The organism is Insolitispirillum peregrinum, from assembly GCF_900156605.1.
In the GTDB taxonomy this organism is placed as follows: domain Bacteria; phylum Pseudomonadota; class Alphaproteobacteria; order Rhodospirillales; family Rhodospirillaceae; genus Insolitispirillum; species Insolitispirillum peregrinum.
The window spans coordinates 524800-541456 of the sequence record NZ_FTOA01000001.1; the positions used below are offsets into that span (position 1 = coordinate 524800).

Here is a 16657-nt window from a genome sequence, read left to right on the forward strand (position 1 = left end):
TGTGCCTCTGCCGGGACATATTTTTACCGGTTATCTGATATGCTCTTTTGTCTGCTCCTCTGTCTGCGTATAGTCCGATTGGATTACGGGGGCCGGTGAGGGTGAGCAACGTGAACGGGGTTGGCAGACTGTTTCCCACGAAAGACCGAGGGCTTGCACCAGAACACCCGGACCATGCAGGGTGTGTGCAGGGGGCTCTCCCGGTCGAGTTGGGAAGTCGGTTGAATCATGCTTATCTGGGCGGGGGGCGCTGGCTGATCGCCGGGGCAACCGTCATCGCCACCGTTCTTGTGGCCTTGTCGATGGGAAGCCGGGTGGCGTGGTCATCGCTTGCCGTGTGGGCCGGCGCCTCTTTACTGCTGACCCTGGCGTTGGGGGTGGCCGTGACGGCTTTTGGGTCGTCTGGTGATCGTGATGTGAACCCGCGCATCTGGCGGTGGTGCTTTGTGGCTTTGTCAGCCCTGCAAGGCGTGGTGTGGGGGGGAGGGACCTGGTTTTCTTATGTCGTGCCGGTCGATCAGGGGGCGATTGTCTATCTGGTCGCCCTGCTTGGCCTGATGGCGGTGGCTGCCGCCAGTCAGGCGGCGATCATTGTGGCGGCGTGGGCATTCGTGGTGCCTGCCGGGGGGCTGTTGGCCACGCGTGTCCTGTTGCAAGGGGGGGCATATGCGCCAGAGATCGCCGGGGCAGTGATTGGCGTCACACTGCTGCTGTCCTGTATGGCGTGCCGTCTGTATCGCGCCTTGCGCACGGCGTTGATGCAGGATGAGCAAAACCGGCGGCTGGTGGTCGATCTCAGTCAGCGTGAACAGCATTTCCAGAACCTGATCGATAACGTTTCCGACCTGATTGCCGTCGTTGACCGGCGAGGCCAGATTTCCTTCCACAGCCCGTCTACCGAGCGTTTGCTGGGCGTTCGGCGGGATGCCCTGATCGGTCGCAATATCAGCGATATTGTGCACCCGGACGATCTGGTCGGGTTGATGGCTGATTTTGCCGCCTTGCTGCAGGATAACCAACGGGTTGCCAGTCGGGATGTCCAGCTTCGCCATATCAGTGGTGAATGGCGGGCGATGCATATTCACGGGCGTGCGCTGGTCTCGGAGATCGGTGCTGAAAGCATTGTCTTGTCCGCGCAGGATGCCACCGAGCAGATGAAGGTGCGCGAGACACTCCGCATCGCCAAAGAGCAGGCCGAAGCGATGGGGCGGGCAAAGACGGACTTTCTGGCGGTGATGAGCCATGAAATCCGCACGCCGATGAGTGGTATTATCGGCTTGATCGACCTGCTGAAAACGACCGGCCTGACCGAAAAGCAACGCGAGTACGTCGGGGCGCTGGATCGTGCAGGCGAGCATTTGTCTGACCTGTTGAACGATATTCTGGATTTCTCCAAGATCGAAGCCAACAAGCTGGAAAGCGAGCGGATTGTTTTCGACCTGCGCAAAATGCTGGGCGGGGTGATGGATATTTTCCGCGCCCGGGCCGAGGCGCAGGGGGTCAGGCTGGTTGCCCGGGTGTCGGACAGTCTGCCGCGATTGTGGACTGGCGATGTGCGGCATACCCGTCAGGTTCTGGCCAATTTGCTGGGGAATGCGGTCAAGTTTACCGAAACAGGCTATGTGGAAGTCTGCATTGATCGGGACGGAACGGCCGCGGATGGGCGGACGCTGTTAAAGATTGCCGTCGAAGATACCGGCATTGGCATTGCCGACGACAAGCTGTCACATATTTTCGAGCCGTTCGCGCAGGCGGATGCATCACCGTCGCGGCGGCATGGTGGAACCGGGCTGGGGCTGGCCATCAGCCAGCGGCTGGTCGGATTTGATGCAGGGCCGGATCTGGGTGGTGAGCCGTCTGGGCCGCGGCAGTACGTTCTTTGTGGTATTACCTCTGGAAGAGGGGGTGTCTTCGGGGGCTGCCGAGCATGCTCCACCGGCAACCCGTCGTCCGCACGAAGGCTATCGCTTCGCCGACAGCGAAGTGCTGGTGGTTGATGACAGTGACCTGAACCGGCTGGTGATCGGGGACATGCTGCACAGTCTGGGTCTGCGGGTGAATACGGCGGCCAATGGTGCCGAAGCGGTTGAGAAGTTTGCTGATGGGGCCTATGCACTGGTTTTCCTGGATATCCAGATGCCGGTGATGGACGGCTTTGCCGCCGCCGAGGCGATGCGGGAATGCGAAGAGTTCGCCAGGCGCCCCCATTGTCCGATCATCGCCCTGTCGGCAACGGCTTTGAAAGATGATCAGGAGAGGGCGCTGGAGGCTGGCTGTGATGACTATCTGGTCAAGCCGATGCGCAAGGAGTCTCTGATTGCCTTGCTGAAAACCTATCTGCCGATGCTGGAAAACACCCCGGATGCCGGCGCAGCGTCTGCGGTGCAGGCGTTGTTTAACGAAGATATCCCGGTTCCGGTGCTGGAGCCGGAGCTGTTACCGCTGTTGCCGTCCTTTTTTGCCCATCTGGACAATGAAACGGCTCAGTTGGTGGAGGCGCTGGAGAAGAATGATATTCTGGCGCTGGAAAGGGTTGCCCATCAGGCAAAGGGCAATGCGATGCTGTTTGGCTTTCAGGCGCTGGTTGACATTCTGCGCGGCCTAGAATTCGCGGCGCGGGCAGAACGGGAAGGCGATGCCTTGCGGGATGAACTGTCGCTGGAAGAGCGTCTGGCAACCATTCTGCGCGAAGTCGAGCAACTGCGGAAAAGTTGCATGAATCAAGGCTTTCTTGGCTCGACAGACAAAACTGTGCCGGTGCGTGCGGAATAATTCGTAACAGTTCGCTAGGATGGCTTGTGCCTCCCCTTGTGCTTCCAGTCCTGTGTGACGAGGGCGAGGTTCCGTGGATTGTTGCCGCAAGACACGGGTCGCAAGACATGGAGAGTACCGTTCAACAATGATGCGCCCGCCATTTTCCGATCTTCCGGTTTCTTCTGCTCTGCCGCGGGCCACTGGCCCGCAGCCGCAAGAGCACGCACCGTGCCGGATTTTGGTCGTCGATGATAATGCCGGTGATGCCCGACTGGCGCAGGTTGCATTGGCGAGTGCCCCCACCTCTTTGCCCTATCAGGTTACGATTGTCGAAACGCTGGCCGAGGCTTTGCTGGTTCTGGGTCGGCAGGTGTTCGATGCTGCATTGTTGGACATGGGGTTACCCGATTGCCGGGGGATCGAAACGGTGCAGCGGTTTGTCGCTGCAGCACCGCGATTGCCGGTGGTGGTGCTGACCGGGATTGATGACGATGAAACTGGCTTGGCGGCGGTGTCTGTCGGTGCTCAGGACTACCTGATCAAAGGCAGTCTGGCTGGCGCTCAGCTCCACCGGGCTTTGTCCCATGCCATCAGCCGCAAGCAGATTGAGGCCCGGTTGCGGGCCAATGAAGATCAGCAGCGCGCGATCCTGGCTGCCAGTCCGATGGGGGTGGCGGTGGTCAGCCCGGACGGGACATTCCTGTTCACGAATGCCCGGTTGCGGAGCATCCTCGGGATGGCGACCAGTGAGGGGGGCCTGCTGAGTCACTTTTATCGTGATCCGGATCAATATCAGGCGCAGGCCGCAGGGGTGATCCGGGGTGAGGGAGCAGACGGTCAGTCGGTTGAGCTGATACGATCCGACGGGGTTGGCATTCGGGTGGTGCAAACCTGTAATCTCACAAGATGGAATGATCAGTCAGCCCTGCTGTTCTGGATACAGGAAGATGAGACGGTCGCCGCCCCGGCAGCCATCCCTGCGCCGCTGTCCATCCCGGCGACCAGACCCCCCGAAGGGCCGCAAGCGTTGGCGCAGGCGAAAAGCGAGCTTTTGGCCATGCTGAGTCACGAAATCCGCACGCCGATGGTGGGGATTCTGGGCATGGTCCGTCTTTTGCTGGACTCTGCTCTGGATGCTCGCCAGCAGGACTGGGCCGAGACGATTGCTTACTCTGGCGAAGCGCTGGTGGCCATTCTGGATGATATCTTTGATTTGTCCAAGCTGGAGGCCGGTCAGGTCAAGCTCGAGCAGCAACCCTTTGACGTCCGTCGCACCATCGAAGGGGTCATTGGCCTGATGTCGTCGCGGGCACAGGAAAAGGGGCTGCGCGTTAGTTTGCGTCTGTCCAAGGCCCTGCCCAGAACCGTGACGGGCGATGCCCGTCGTCTGCGGCAGGTGTTGCTGAACCTGTTGTCCAATGCCATCAAGTTCAGTCATCAGGGCAACATCTTGCTCAGCGTCGATGATGCCGGGTGGGATACGGTCGGGAATGCGCAGGTCCGCTTTACGGTGACAGACTCTGGTCCGGGAATTGCCCCGGCCATTCTGTCCCGGCTTTTTGCCGATGCTCCGCCGGTGACAATGGGCGATGGTGAACGGATTTATGGTGGTCGTGGACTGGGGCTGACGATCTGCCGCCGTCTGGTCAGCTTGATGAAGGGCGAGATTGGCGTTGACAGTGTGGTCGGGCGGGGGAGTGCATTCTGGTTCTGTGTGCCGTTGGGGGTGTCGCACGAAACCATTCGGCTGCCGTCGGTGGCGGTGCCGTCGCAACCGCCCCTGTCGGTGGCCCCGCCTGCTTCGCGGGCCTCCGGCCCTCTGACCATCCTGCTGGTCGAAGATAATCCGGTGAACCAAAAGGTGGTTTGCAGCTTTTTGCTCAAGCGCGACTATCAGGTCGTTTTGGCCCATGACGGATATGAAGGCGTTGAACGGGCCAGCCGTCAGCGCTTTGATGTCATCCTGATGGATGTTCAGATGCCCCGCATGGATGGCTTGCAGGCAACGTCTGCGATCCGGGCTTTGGGAGGCGAGCTGGGGCGCGTGCCGATCATTGCCCTGACCGCCAACGTGATGATGGAGGACGCCAGGGTTTGCCTTGATGCCGGTATGGATGCCTTTCTGGCCAAACCGCTGACCATGCAGGCGCTGTATGGCACCATTGATCAGGTCCTCAGCGCCCGGCATCCTGCGAAGAGTGACGTGGGTTTGCCTGCCCCACGGGCTGATGTCCAGCTGGCCGAGATATTGAAAATACAAAAAGAAACATTAAACAGGTTGCAGCGCGATCTGGGGCAGGATTTTCTTTCTTCCCTTCTCGGTGATTTCGTGGCTCAGGGCCGGGAGCACTTTGCTCTGATGGGCTCTCTGTTTGATCGACGTGATACAAATTTCTCCGAGACGGAAATCATTCTGGCACAGCAGGCCGCTCATCAGATTGGCACCATGGCCAAAAGCTTTGGCTTGGGGCAACTGTTGGTCGATGCCGAGGAAGTCGAGGACTATCTGTCCCGTCATGATGTCGTTTCCAGCGGTGAAGTCTATTCCCGGTGTCAGAAGTCTTTTGAGCAGAGCGTTCAGGTTTTAAGGGAGTTGTTTCCTGTTTCATGAGTGGCGCAAAATATATGTTTAAACAAGATGTCGTTTGTGTGCTTTTCAATGCGCCGGGCGTTTGGGTCTGGTGCATTGGGACCATGGCCTGTGATCTGCCCGACGGGAAATATTCGTCTGGATGCTCATAAATCATTGTCTTCTCTTGCGCTTTGCGTTGTGTCTGTGGCAATTATGGTCATAATGGCTTGTCTGGGCAGTTGGCGCTCCGGCATGATTAGGATAGGGCCTCGTGTGGTTATGGATATCCTGCTCGTAGAAGATAATCCTGGGGATGCCCGCCTGGCTGCCGAAGCTTTCAAGGAAGGTTCGGTGCCGACACGCTTGCATGTCGTACAGGATGGTATCGAGGCCCTGTCGTTTTTACGTCGGCAGGGCGCTTACGAAGCCGTGCCGCGTCCCCATCTGGTGCTGCTGGACCTGAATCTCCCCCGCAAAGACGGGCGCGAGGTGTTGGCCGAGATCAAGGACGATCCTGCCCTGTGCCGTATTCCGGTGATTGTGCTGACCACCTCGCAGGCAGAAAGCGATATCAACCGCTCTTATGAACTTCATGCCAATTGCTACATCGTCAAGCCGGTTGATTTTGACCGCTTCATTGACGTGGTGAAGGGAATTGAAGATTTCTGGTGCTCGCTGGTCAAGCTGCCGCCGCTGAATTAGGGCATCGTGCGCCAGCGCGGTTCCGATTTTGCGCAAAATTACTGCGATAAATCAAGAAATTAGAGCTGTGAGTGTGCCTCACGTCACAGTACACGACAGCTGGTGAAATCAGTGCAGGCTGCCGCCTGAACCGCTCGGGCCTCAGGCCCCGAACCCCTATTTCAATATCAAATCAATGGGGTCTGGGGCCTCAAGGCCCCAGCGAGGTTTGGAGCAGCGCTCCATGATCTTTTTGTTCTACACGCGGAAGCTCTCAGGCTGTCAGGCCGCCTGAGGGCAGAGCCGAGACGGTTGCGGTTTCCAACTCATTGGCTGCACGGGTTCCCATCCCCCCCTGTGCGACCTCGCCCGCGGTCGGGCCGGCGAAGTCGCTGGTCACCCGAAATGATACGCCGCCACTCAAACGCAGAGCCTGGGATGACTGGGCGAACAAGGTCTGAATGGTCTGACGGATGGGTGCGGGCAGGGTGTCGCGCGTGCGGATGATCAGATCAAACTGGCGACTTTTCCCCTTGTACAGACCATCGAACTGCAAGTCCCCAAGGCGGGATAACGACAGGTCGAGCAGGAAACGCTGCCCCTGATCCTGCCGTTCCCGGTCACTGTCCTTATCTGGCAGGTCTTCGGCCGTCTGTGGCCGACGGGTGACGATGGTAATCTGGGCGATGGTGTTGCCATCCATGAACGGCATCGGCAAGGCTCGCCATTCCCCACCATTCCCCGCCGGGCGTTTTGCCCGCTCGGCCAACGATCCCATATCCTCGGCCAGTTGTGCGGCTAGCTGGCGCCCGCGCTCGCCGGCCTTGTCCAGTGCGGACAGAACCCGCTCTCCGGGCCATTTATCGGGGTTACCCGTCCGGCTGGCCTGGGTGAAACTGATGGCATTGGAAAGCAGGGCGCTATTCGTGCCGGGAATGCTGTTCAACAGCTGACGGGCGGCATCCGGGTCGCTCTGTTGCAGCAGGGAAACCGCATCGCTGAGGGTTGGCCATGCCGAAGGACTGGTTGTGCCGCCAAACAACGGCACACTCAAGGGGGGCAGGGCCTGGGCGGCGGCTTGTGTGGCTGTTGCGGGGGTGTAGGAAACGACATCAACGGTGACGGCACTACCGGCAGGCAGGGACAGGCGGGCATGCAGGGCAATCTGGCCTGCTTCCGTGTTTAGAACCGTGCGCCCCCCTGCTGTTTGCTGGGCCACCGTGCCAACCAGCGTCAGTCCAGCCGGGGATGAGCGGTCGGGGATCGGCACAGTAGAGGTCGTTCCGGCAGGCGGGGAGGCTGCCGCTGTGCTGGCTGTCGGAGTGTTCTCTGCCCCGGCAGTAGTGGCTCCGACGGCGGCCTTCAACGAGGCCGAGGCGTTCTGAAACAGACTGGACAGGGCTTGTTTGCCACTATTGAGCAGGGAATTCCCCATGGGGGTGGGGGATGAGGACAGAAGCGGAGCAGAGCTGCCACCGGGCGGGCCGTTCATTGCCGGAGATGTTCCGGGACCATCACTGGCTCCACCGGGCAGGGGGCTGGCTGCTGATCCACCATTGCCGCCCAAAGGGGCTGTCAACAGCGCTCCCGACGGGAGTGTGGCAGGCAGGCCGCCGGTCACACGGATGGTCATCTGGCTCCCGGCAGGCAGAACCATGGCACCGCCCCCGGCAGGCAAGGGGCCGCTGAGAACGATTGCCTGCGTTGTGAGGCCGTTGGTCAGAGGGGCAAGGGCGCTGACCGTGCCGCTTGTTGTGCTGCTGGCAGCAGGCAGGGCCGCTGAAAGTGCATCCTGCAACCCGCGCAGAATGGGCTTGCCATCCAGCGCCACCATCCGCAACTGGGCGGCGTCACCTTTGGTTCCGCTCATTTGCAGGGTGAGCTGTGCCCCTTCGGGCAAGGGATGGGCGGTTTTGAGGGTCAACAAGCCATAGGGCGTACTGACGCTGACGGTCTGCCCGCTGGTGCTGCTGCCCGAGGGCAGTGTTGATGGCGGGGCGGCCTGTTGATCCGGCGGCGGGGGAGTGACGACCGTAGCCTCAACGGTGCTGCCTGCAGGAAGGGACAGCACCGGTTGTGGCGCGTTCGGAACCGAGACCATCACCGAGCGTGGCCCTGCAGAGGACGGGGCAGGAAGCGGCACCGTCGAAGGAGCGATGGTGTTGCTCATGGTCTGGTGGTCCTTTACTCGGCCTGCCTTCCGCTCTCCTGTGTTGCCTTAGTCGGCAAGCAGGCGTTCAGCGATCGCTTCCACATCCATTGCAGCTTCGGAGTTCGGCGAGCGGACAAGGATGGGGGTCTGGTTCCGGATGGCTTCGCGGACACGCATGTCGCGTCGAACAATCCCGGCCAGCGGCGGGCTGATCTTCAAAAAGCCCTCACAGGCCTTGCGCAGGGTGTTATAGGTCCGTTCCCCTTCGCGGGTGGTGTTGGCTGCATTGACCACCACCCGGATGTCGCACCCCGGCCGTTCCAGTGCAGTCACCTTGATGAAAGCATAGGCGTCGGTCAGCGAGGTCGGCTCGTCTGAAGTGACCACCAGAATGGTATTGGCGACCCGCGACAACTGACGGACCGACTTTTCAACGCCAGCGCCCAGATCGAGGATCACCTTGTTGTAGCCGGTGGCGGCAATGACCAGATCCTCGCCCAGCAATTGCAGGCGCGACAGCGGGACGTTCGCCAGCGATCCCGAGCCAGAGCGGCCAGCCAGAACGTCAAAGTTACCGGCTTCATAGTGGGAGAACGCCTGATTAAGGGTGATCTTGCCCGAAATCACCGACCCCAGATCATGACGGGGCATCAACCCCAGCTGAATGTCAACGTTGGCCAGGCCCAGGTCGCCATCAAACAGCAGGGTCTTTTGCCCACGCAGAGACAAAGCGTGAGACAGGGTGATTGAAAACCACGTCTTGCCAACGCCCCCTTTGCCAGAGGCGACGGCGATGATGTTTTTCCCCCGGTGGCGCACCCCGGCACTCGGGGCCAGGGCGGGTTTCCCCCCTGCGGGTGCGTGATTGTTCATCGGCGAACCTCGTTTCTCTGGTCATGACGATCTACGGCTTCTCCGTCATCGTCGAACTCATCATAATAGGTAAAGGCGGGGCGCTGTTCTGCATGTTGGGTAAAGGACTTCATGGTTGACAAGAATTCTTCCTGCTCGCCATGGCCGTAGGCTGTGTCATCCAGATGGTCGAAGTCTACTTCAGGTTCGTGTCCGGATGGAAACGTTTCTGTACCATAGCCTGAATCACCATCGGAAGGCCATTCTTCGATGATGGTCTCCCGTCCCGGGGGCGGTGTAAACCTCTCATCCGGGGGGATGAGCAGGCGGGCCATCGAGACCGGGTTGATCTGGCAGAGGCCATTTGCAATGTGTGGGTTAATGCTGACTTCACTGAACATGAACTGGGCGGCATCGGCCGCAGCCAGAATGGCCCCCAGCCGACGGGTCATGTCAAGGCGGGTGGCCAGCAGACGGGTTGCGCCGACCTGAGCAAAGGCTTCGGCCATTTCGGCGGCTTCGACCGGGTCGCCCCCGGCGGCCATCACCAGCACCGGCTCGACATCAACCTCGGCGATCAGGTTGGCGAGATACTCGATATCGCCCGGCAGGAAGGGATTCAGGCCCGGCGTGTCGATAAAGACAAGATCGTGGCGGTTGATGTCTTCGTACAGCAACTGGGCCAGCGCATGGGCTCCGCGCGCCTTGCGCAGATCGACGTTCAGGATGTTGGTAAAGGCGGAAAGCTGTTCCAATGCTCCGGCGCGGACGGTATCGGCACTGATTACCCCGACAGAACGACCGTTCAACCGCCCGCGGGCGGCCAGCTTGGCGACGGCGATGGTTTTCCCTGAACCCGGTGGTCCGACCATCATGAACGGGCGCGGTGCCTGACGTTCGGGCAGCGGGGCAAAGGCAAACAGTTCATCCAGCGCACCGGCGCAGGCCATGGTCGGGTCTTCGGTGCCGACCCGACGGGCGGCATTGACCAGCCGTTCAATCAGACGGGGCGGCAGGCCGTGATAGATCAGTTGCTCCCGGATGTGATCGAGCACCGGTGACGGAACACCGCCGGACAGGGCAATGTGGACCTCGTCGTCGCTGGCGGTTTCCTCCAGCGCGGCAGTGATGCGGACCCCTTGCCCACCGACGGCCCGCTGGGTCGAAACGATGATGGCATCCTCGCCCAGCTCGCGCCGGACGTCGGCCATGGCTTCGGCCATGCTGGGGGCAGAGTAACACTTCAGCCGCATGCTGCTTCTCGCCTCCTGTGCCAGATGCTGCCGACAAGCGTATGCCGTGGCAGCAGGAACACGTCATTCAGGGCGAGCCGCCGCGACATCAGATTTGCCCCAATGTCTTGATGCGAGCCTTGGGGTGGATGTCGTTCTGGCTCATGACCACGGTCATCGGACGGAAACGCTCGACAATCGACCGAACATAGGGGCGAACGCCGGGACTGGTCAGCAGAACCGGGATTTCCCCCTGCATGGCAAACCGTTCAAAGGTCTGGCGAACAGTGGTGATGAACTCCTGAAGCTGGCTGGGGGCCATGGCGAGCTGTTTCTCTTCGCCATTGCCGATCAGGGCTTCACCAAAAGCCCGCTCCCACAATGGTGACAGGGTGACCAGCGGAATGACACCATTATCATCGGCGTTGGCGTCGCAGATCTGGCGGGCCAGTCGCGTGCGGACGTGTTCGGTGATCATCATGATGTTGCGGGTCAAGCCGCAGGCTTCCGAGATACCTTCCAGAATGGTTGGCAAATCGCGGATGGAAACGCGCTCGGCCAGCAGGTTCTGCAACACGCGCTGCAAGCCATTGAGGGTAATCTGGGACGGCACAAGGTCGGCGATCAGCTTTTGCTGTTCCTTGTCCAGCTCGTCGAGCAGCTTTTGCGTTTCGGCATAGGATAGCAGTTCAGCGGTGTTGTCGCGCACCACTTCGGTCAGGTGGGTGGTGACAACGGTCGGCGGGTCCACCACCGTATAGCCCCGGAACAAGGCTTCTTCGCGGTTCGAGGCGTCGATCCACAAGGCGGGCAGGCCAAAGGTCGGCTCGCGGGTTTTTTCACCGGGCAGGGTAATGTCTTCGCCGCGCGGGTCCATCACCAGCAACTGGTTGGGGCGCAGGTCGCCGCGTCCGGCTTCGACTTCCTTGACATAGATGGCATAGGAGTTCGCCGGAAGCTGCATGTTGTCCTGAATGCGCACGCTGGGCATCACAAAGCCCAGTTCCGAGGCCAGAGCCCGGCGCAGGGCCTTGATCTGGTCGGTCAGGCGCTGGTTACCGTTCGACGAAATCATCGACAGCAGGCCGTAACCCAGTTCCAGGCGCACCATGTCGATGCGCAGGGCAGTCGAAATCGGTTCTTCCGGTGCAGGCGGGCTTTCCTGCTGCATCTGCTCGGCCATCACCGCTTCGTTCTGCTTTTGCTTTTTCTGCTGGGTGTCCAGATACCAGGCGATGGTCCCACAGAGGACCGCCAGCAGCATGAAGGGCAGGAACGGCGTGCCGGGCAACAGGGCGAGGGCGAGGGAGACCAGACCGGACATCCCCAACGCCTTGGGATAGCGGCCGAATTGGTGCGCCAGCGCCATTTCGGTGCTTTCGGTCAGACCGGCTTTCGACACCATCAGACCGGCGGAGATCGACACGATCAGCGCCGGGATCTGGCTGATCAGGCCGTCGCCGACCGTCAGGCGGGTATAGCTGTCTGCCGCGTCGGCAAAGCGCATGCCGTTCTGGGCCATCCCGATGATCATGCCGCCAATCACGTTGACCGCGGTGATGATCAGGCCGGCAACGGCTTCCCCGCGGACGAACTTGGACGCACCGTCCATCGCCCCGAAGAAGTCGGCTTCCTTTTGCAGGTCACGGCGGCGTTCAATGGCTTGGCGTTCGTCAATCACCCCGGCGGACAAGTCGGCGTCAATCGCCATCTGCTTGCCGGGCATGGCGTCAAGGGTAAAGCGGGCGGTCACTTCGGCGATACGGCCGGAACCCTTGGTGATGACCATGAAGTTCACCAGAATCAGGATGGCGAACACGATCACCCCGATCACGAAGTTCCCGCCCATCACAAAGCCGCCAAAGGCCTGAATCACCGCCCCGGCCGCGTCGGGGCCTTCGTGGCCATGGGCAAGAATCAGGCGGGTCGAGGCCAGGTTGAGGGCCAGGCGGAACAGGGTGGCAATCAGCAGGATCACCGGGAACGAGTTCAGTTCCATGGCCTTTTCAATAAAGATCACGGTCATGAGAACCAGAACGGCAAAGGTCAGCGACAGGGCCAGCATGATATCCAGAAGCCATGTCGGCATCGGGATGATCAGCATCACCAGAATGGAGGCAACACCAAGGGCAAAGGCAAGGTCGCCGCGCTTGAGCGAACCCACCAGCAGGTCTTTGAAATAGGCCAGCTGTCCGCCAAGGGCACCGCCGCCCTTGCCGTTGTCAGGACCGTTCAACTGTTGTGGTGACGGTTCAGCCATTGCTATTCCTTAGTTACCGTGCATATACCGGAGCATGTCCCGGGGAAAGATGGATCAGGCGGTACTGTCCGCTTCCCCCGGGGGAGGAACACTGAATCCCTGTTCAGAGTACAGCTTTAATTTGTTGCGCAGCGTGCGGATCGAAATTCCCAGAATATTTGCCGCATGGGTCCGGTTGCCGATCGTATGGCGCAGGGTGTCGATGATCAGGTCGCGTTCGACATCGGCCACCGTGCGGCCGACCAGTGAACCGGTCGCGCTTTCCCCGGCGATCTGGACCGTGCCAAAGGCGTGATCAATCAGCGGGGAATGGGACATCGGGACGGCGGCAAAGGCTCCGGGCATGATCGGATTGCCCTGATCATCGGTCAGCAGGATGGCTTCGGGGCCAATGTCCGGCCCTGAAGCGAGCAGGGTTGCCCGGTGGATGGTGTTTTCCAGCTCGCGCACGTTGCCGCGCCAGGTATGACGTTGCAGCAGACGTAGGGCTTCGGGGGAAATCTTGCGCAACGGCAGCCCGTTCAGTTCGGCGTATTTGGCGGCAAAGTGTTCGGCCAGCACCGCTACATCCTGTGGGCGATCGCGCAGGGGAGGCAGGGTGATGGTGACCACGTTCAGGCGGAAATACAGGTCTTCGCGGAACGTGCCCTTGCGGGATTCTTCCTGCAGATTGCGGTTGGATGTCGCCAGAATGCGGACGTTGACCTTCACCGGCTGGTTACCGCCGACGCGGGTGATCTCCTTTTCCTGAATGGCGCGCAGCAATTTGGCCTGCAGGCGCACATCCATTTCCGAGATTTCATCCAGCAGCAGGGTGCCGCCGTCGGCTTCTTCAAAACGGCCAATCCGGCGGGCGACGGCCCCGGTGAAAGCGCCTTTTTCGTGGCCAAACAGCTCGGATTCCAGCAGGTTCTCGGGGATGGCGGCGCAATTGACCGCCACGAAGACCTTCTCTGCCCGCTTGGATCGCTGGTGGATGTGGCGGGCCATCAGTTCCTTGCCGGTCCCGGACTCTCCGATAATCAGGATGCCAGCCTCGGACGGGGCCACCTGATCGGCGATTTGCAGCACGCGATCCATGGCGGAATCGCGGAAAATGATGTCCAGATCCTGTCGCGCCACCGCTTCCAGCACTGCGGCGATCAGATCGGGGTCCGGGGGCAGGGGGACGTATTCCTTGGCACCGGCACGGATTGCGGCCACGGCGGCGCGGGTATCGGTGCTGACGCCACAGGCAACGACGGGCACGGCAATACGTTCAGCGTCGAGGCTGGAGATGAAGGCATGGACGTCCAGCGTCACATCGATCATCACCAGATCGGCGCCAGCCCCCGAGCGCAACAAAGACAGCGCGCCGTCCACATCGTCGGCTTGCGTGACTTTTGCGCCCCGGCGCATGGCAATCTGACTGGCTGCGCCAATCTGACCACCGAGGCTGCCGATGATTAACAAACGCATCCCGTATCTCTCCCACCACACCATGGGACCGACAGCGGGTGATCATTTTCCCCTGCTGCGCCGATCCCTTTTGAACTGTTGTACAGGGGCAGAGGTAAATCTGCCGTAAATCAATCGTAAAAATGAACGCGCTGTGTGGGGGGCAGGATGCTGTTGAGCTGCATTTCAAGGCGGCGGGGGTTGTCTTTCCGCCCGACCGAGGTAACCCCCAGGATGTAAACCTCGTCCAGCAGGGACTCTTCGGCGGAATTCCGTTCCAGTTTCGCTGCCAGAGGTGACAGCACCAGATGGGCGAGACAGGCCCCGTACAGGGTGGTCAACAGGGCAACGGCCATTCCCGGACCGATCGAAGTCGGATCATCAAGCGCCCCCAGCATCTGCACCAGACCGACCAGTGTCCCGATCAACCCCATGGCCGGTGCGACATCCGCCGCCCGGCGCAGCATGCTGGTGGCCCGACCATGGCGATAGGCGCGGGCGGCACTGTGGGTGCGCAGGACCTGTTCGACTTCCTGCACCGGCATGGCATCAATCACATGCTGCAAACCATTAAACAGCAACGGCTCGCCATTGGCGCTGTGGTGCACGGTGCCCTGCAGGCGCAACAGGCCGTAATGGCGGGCGTAGTCGGCGATTTCCAGCACATGCATGGCCGCTTCGTGCGGATCGCGGCGGCGATAGGTGACGGCGCAGCGGATGGCGGGCCAGCTGCCCTTGATGTCCGACCATGAAAAGCTGGAGACGGTCACCGCAGCGACGCCACCAAAAACGATCAGGATCGACGGGATGTTCAGGAACGCCAGCGGCGATCCGCCGAGCAGGATCGCCAGCAACAACAGTACGCCACCTGCTGCCATGCCGATGGGGGTGGCCCGGTCAACCACTGTCTGGCTTCCCCCCAGATCCCACGGATTCCGGGGGGGGATGCCGTGGGGGGCTCCCGGTGGCACGCCGCCCTCCGGCCTGCCCTTTCCTGACGCCGACGGTCGGGACGAGCTTTCCGAGGGGCGGGAGCCTGAGGTCAGGCCAATATCGAAATCCGAGCCGTTATCCATCATGGTACTCTTGGCTGGCGGTTATGACCGCTCCGTCTTGATGATTTCCGTCATGGTGATGCCAAGGCGGTCTTCGACAACCACCACTTCACCACGGGCGACCAGACGGTTGTTGACGTAAATGTCAATCGCCTCGCCCACCTTGCGGTCGAGTTCGACCACCGCGCCACGGCCCAGCTTCAGCAGCTGGTTAACCTGCATGTGCGACTTGCCCAGCACCGCAGACACCTGCACCGGAATGTCGTACACAGCTTCGAGGTCGGCTGCCGAGCGGGGTTTGTCAGGAACCGCATCCGGATTCAGGGGCTCGTAATGGTCATCGGACTTGCCGCCCCCGGCATTCAGATCGTTCAGATTAAAATCCTTGTCGGCCATTGTGTACTCCTTTGCGGGACCGGGACGAGGTGGCCCGGCTGGCATGTGTCATGGGGAAGCGAAACTGCAAACCTCAGGACTGCTCACCGTCGATGGCGGCAGTCTTTTCATCGGTCAGGCTGGCGTCCAGCGCGGCCAGTTCGGCTTCCTGTTCGGGTGTAAGGGCGAGGTCACCGTCCAGATCGGGGAACCCGTCGTTGAAATCTTCGCTTTCGTCGGCGGGGCCGAAGCCGAGGTTGGCCAGAATTGCCTCGCTGAAATCATCTTCGCTGAAGGTGTCGTTGCCGGATGCAGCCTGCTCTGCCGGAGACGAATGGAAGGCTGGCAGGGGGGCAATCTGCAAGTCATCGTGCGGGCTGGGGGGAGACCAGAGGGCCTGGTCGTCCATGCCCGGCCATGGCGACGGCTCATCACGCAGGGATGATGCCTTGTTCTGACCATCATCGGGCAGCTCCAGCGCTTCGTCCCGGGTGAAGTGCGGGATATTGCGCTCGATCAGTTCGTCGATTTCACCCCACAGGCGGGTGGTGTTGCGTTCGGCACCGCCGTCTGGCCATTCGACGCGAGCGTCGGACAGCGCCATGTTCTCGCCTTCCAGAATCACCACCTTGCCCTCAAAGCCGGAGCGCAGGGCGATGTTGTCCAGCGGTTCGCGCAGGCCGTTGATCAGGTCCGGGTGGACGCGGACCAACAGGCGCGGTTGACCGATCAGGTTCGGCATCAGGCTGCGAACCAGAGCGCAGATTTCCTGGATGGCGTATTTTTCGCTGGTATGGGGCAACAGCTTGCGACAGATTTCCGCCGCAACCTGCGAGGCCAGTTCGGCCAGCTGATCCGTACTGGCGGTGATGCCGGGCATCAGTCCGCCGAGGGAATCCCGGCAGGCCATCATGGCGCTGGCCATCGCCTGTTCGGTTGCGGCCTGGGCTTCCTCGAGGGCGCGCATGTGACCGGCGACATAGGCCTCCTCGCGGGCGACTTCCATGTCTTCTTCGCTATAGATCAGCGGCGGGCCAGCGGGCTCCACCGGTTCCGGCTCGGGCGGCGGCGGAGGCGGTGGGGGCGGCGGCGGGGCCGCAATCGTGCGCTCCGGCCGCCGTGCGGCTGGCGCTCCGTTGCCGTCGTCTTCGTCAAAGCGCAGATCGAAGGTGAATTTGCGAACGCTTGCCATGGTCCCTCACATGCTGAAGGCTATGCCAGGGGAGCGGCAGGCCCGTGATAAGTGCAGCGCCAGAACAGAAAACAGGGGCTGTTTCCCGCTCTGAC

12 protein-coding genes are annotated in these 16657 nt (G+C 61.0%); 4 read left to right on the forward strand and 8 right to left on the reverse strand.

The window, feature by feature from the left end; translation table 11 throughout:
- Positions 1-221 precede the first annotated feature (221 nt).
- The 4 genes from BW995_RS02185 (at position 222) to BW995_RS02200 (ending at position 6028) form a co-directional block, all read left to right on the forward strand.
- Positions 222-1997, forward strand: a complete 1776-nt coding sequence (locus BW995_RS02185; RefSeq protein ID WP_076398467.1) for a hybrid sensor histidine kinase/response regulator — start codon at positions 222-224, stop codon at positions 1995-1997.
- Positions 1906-2772, forward strand: a complete 867-nt coding sequence (locus BW995_RS02190; protein ID WP_076398468.1) for a response regulator — start codon at positions 1906-1908, stop codon at positions 2770-2772. The genes BW995_RS02185 and BW995_RS02190 overlap by 92 nt, the downstream gene beginning before the upstream one ends.
- Before the next feature lie 127 nt (positions 2773-2899).
- On the forward strand, positions 2900-5365 hold the full coding sequence (locus tag BW995_RS02195; protein WP_076398470.1) for a hybrid sensor histidine kinase/response regulator: 2466 nt from the start codon (positions 2900-2902) through the stop codon (positions 5363-5365).
- A 240-nt stretch (positions 5366-5605) separates the two neighbouring features.
- Positions 5606-6028 carry a response regulator gene (locus BW995_RS02200; RefSeq protein ID WP_076398472.1) on the forward strand — a complete coding sequence of 141 codons (423 nt, stop codon included), beginning with the start codon at positions 5606-5608 and terminating at the stop codon, positions 6026-6028.
- 253 nt (positions 6029-6281) lie between these two features.
- Here BW995_RS02200 and BW995_RS02205 read toward each other — a convergent pair whose 3' ends face one another.
- The 8 genes from BW995_RS02205 to BW995_RS02240 form a co-directional block, all read right to left on the reverse strand.
- Complete coding sequence (locus BW995_RS02205; protein ID WP_076398473.1) at positions 6282-8177, reverse strand: hypothetical protein; 1896 nt, start codon at positions 8175-8177, stop codon at positions 6282-6284.
- 48 nt (positions 8178-8225) lie between these two features.
- Positions 8226-9032: a MinD/ParA family protein gene (locus BW995_RS02210; protein WP_076398475.1), complete on the reverse strand. Its 807-nt coding sequence runs from the start codon at positions 9030-9032 to the stop codon at positions 8226-8228.
- Entirely contained in the window at positions 9029-10264 is a 1236-nt protein-coding gene (locus BW995_RS02215; RefSeq protein WP_084194512.1) for a flagellar biosynthesis protein FlhF, read from the reverse strand. Before BW995_RS02215 ends, BW995_RS02210 begins: the two co-directional genes overlap by 4 nt.
- An 88-nt stretch (positions 10265-10352) precedes the next feature.
- On the reverse strand, positions 10353-12503 hold the full coding sequence (flhA, locus tag BW995_RS02220) for a flagellar biosynthesis protein FlhA (RefSeq protein ID WP_076398476.1): 2151 nt from the start codon (positions 12501-12503) through the stop codon (positions 10353-10355).
- 54 nt (positions 12504-12557) lie between these two features.
- Positions 12558-13961 (reverse strand): sigma-54-dependent transcriptional regulator FlbD, encoded by a 1404-nt coding sequence (gene flbD, locus BW995_RS02225; RefSeq protein WP_076398478.1) that lies wholly within the window; start codon positions 13959-13961, stop codon positions 12558-12560.
- A 110-nt stretch (positions 13962-14071) separates the two neighbouring features.
- The gene (locus BW995_RS02230; RefSeq protein WP_245821213.1) at positions 14072-15019 is read right to left on the reverse strand and encodes a motility protein A; all 948 of its coding nucleotides are present in this window, start codon (positions 15017-15019) and stop codon (positions 14072-14074) included.
- A gap of 18 nt (positions 15020-15037) precedes the next feature.
- Positions 15038-15391, reverse strand: coding sequence for a flagellar motor switch protein FliN (gene fliN, locus BW995_RS02235; RefSeq protein WP_076398479.1), 354 nt, complete (start codon positions 15389-15391; stop codon positions 15038-15040).
- A 73-nt stretch (positions 15392-15464) separates the two neighbouring features.
- Positions 15465-16562, reverse strand: coding sequence for a FliH/SctL family protein (locus BW995_RS02240; protein ID WP_076398481.1), 1098 nt, complete (start codon positions 16560-16562; stop codon positions 15465-15467).
- Between the last annotated feature and the right edge of the window lie 95 nt (positions 16563-16657).